Origin of the sequence: Barnesiella sp. CU968, from assembly GCF_905219685.1 — a bacterium.
GTDB classification, from domain to species: Bacteria; Bacteroidota; Bacteroidia; order Bacteroidales; family Muribaculaceae; genus Lepagella; species Lepagella muris_A.
The window spans coordinates 1-2,074 of sequence record NZ_CAJMXD010000461.1 but is presented as its reverse complement, the minus strand read 5'-3'; the positions used below and the strand labels follow the sequence as shown (position 1 = coordinate 2,074).

Here is a 2,074-nt window from a genome sequence, read left to right as displayed (position 1 = left end):
GGGATGTTGTAGATAAGCACGTCCGGATTGAGCTGATGGTTCTCAAGTACGTTGCCCTGCATGTCGACGCTTGTCACCTGCGGAATGCCGAAATAGAGACTCGGGTCAATCTGTGTCTCCCACCATACGGCGGTCATCGTGCCGGGGATAGGAGCGCCTACCACATCGCCGATTCCAAGAGTCTGGTAGACGAACGGTGTGCCGTGCGCGTCGCTGTAATTGCTTTCGTTCACAAGCATCACCGAGGGTTTTGTCCATTGCGAGAACGGTTCGGAACCGATATATTTTCCGCGAGGCATGAATCTCACATATTCCTTGCCGCCAAGAAGCAGCGCGATGTCATTGTGGAGCCAGCCGCCGCCGTTGAAGCGGGTGTCGACGATTACCGCATCGCAATTGCGGTATTTGCCGAAAAGCTGGTCGTAGACGGTCTGATAGCTGCTGCCGTCCATCCCTTCTACATGCACGTAACCGATCTTGCCTCCGGAGAGGGAATCGACTACAGCCTGATTGTGTTCAACCCAGCGTTTGTAAAGATGGTCGGAAAGATACCATTTCTGCATAGGCTTGATTTCTGCGAAATCCGTCTTGCCGTCGGCACGTCTTATTTCCAGACGGGTCTTCTTGCCCGCTTTCCCTTCGAGAAGCGGATAGTAGTCTTTTCCTGCCTCGATTTTTTTGCCGTCAACCGACATGATGATATCACCCGGTTTTACATTAACTTTCCTGGCGGCAAGAGGACCACGGGGAAGCACTTCCGTAACCTTTAGTCCATCGCCCTCGTATGCCGGGTCGAAGAATGCTCCGAGTTCGGCTGTCTGGAGAGAGGCGCCGCCTGCGCTGTGTCCCGAGCCGGTGTGCGATGCGTTGAGCTCTCCGAGGATTTCGCTCATGAGAATGGAGAAGTCCTCGTTGTTGTTGATATAGGGGAGGAACTGGCGGTAGTGCTCGCCATATCCTGTCCAGTCGATGCCGTGAATGTTTTTGTCGTAGAATTTGTCGTTCACCTGACGCACCATATGGTCGAAAATGTATTCACGCTCAAGCGAAGGCTTGCGGTCGTAGGGAGCCTCGAACTCGATGTTTTCCGTTGACCCCTTGGCAAGGTCTATCTTTTTGAGACCGCTGCCGGTGATAAGGAAGATGTTCTCACCCTTTGCGTCAGTCTCGATTCCGCCGCTGACACCCTTTATAAGCACTTTGGTGTCGCCCTTCTTGAGGTCACGCTCCATGAGGTTATAGCCTCCTTCGGTGGCGCGTGCCACGTAATAGAATTTGGTGCCTTTGGGGTTCATGAAGTAATCACCAACGAATGCCGAACTGCCGGTAAGACGTGCCATGCGGTGCTTGCGGTTGGCAAGGTCGAAAGTGAGATCTTTGCTCTTGTCATCTTTCTTGTCGTCTTTCTTACCTTTTTTCTTATCCTTCTTGTTGCCTTCCTTGGCTTTCTCCTCTTTCTCTTTTTTCTCTTTCTCTGCCTTCTCCATCAGAGCGATTTCCTCTTCGGTGGCATTGAAATTGTCCCAAGCCTCGCCATCGAGCGCCATCATGAGAATGTCGCCCTGATTACCCCATGAGCCCTGGCTCTTCATGCCGTATTTGCCGGTGTGGTAGGTTATTGCCTTGCCACCGAGCACCCATTTCGCGTTGCCGTCTGAATAGCCGCTTTCCGTGAGGTCTATCACCTCCGTGCCGTCAGCTTTTACAAGGGCGATGTCGGTATTGTTCCATCCGCCGATGCCGATATAGTCGGCAAGAAGCCATTTGCTGTCGGGACTCCATGAGAAAGAGACATCCCCGTCGGTATATGAATAATTGTATTTGCCGTCGAGCGCGGTGTTCACTTTTTTTGTCTTGGGGTCTATCACGCGTATCTCGGTACGGTTCTCAAGGAAGGCGATCTTGCTTCCGTCCGGGCTGAAAACCGGCTGCTGTGCCGCTGTGGCGCATTTGTAGAGCGGTTCCTCCACAATCTCGGTTGCGTAGGCGAACTGTTTCTCGTCGGGATTCTTGATAGTTGCGGTGAAAAGCTGCCAATAGCCGTCACGGTCAGAGTCATATACAAGTGTGCGGC

At 52.7% G+C, this 2,074-nt stretch carries 1 protein-coding gene; it reads right to left on the bottom strand.

What is annotated here, in order from left to right; genetic code table 11:
• Positions 1 to 2,074: S41 family peptidase (locus JX312_RS12735; protein WP_204458288.1), on the bottom strand; the 2,074-nt coding region annotated here is incomplete at both ends.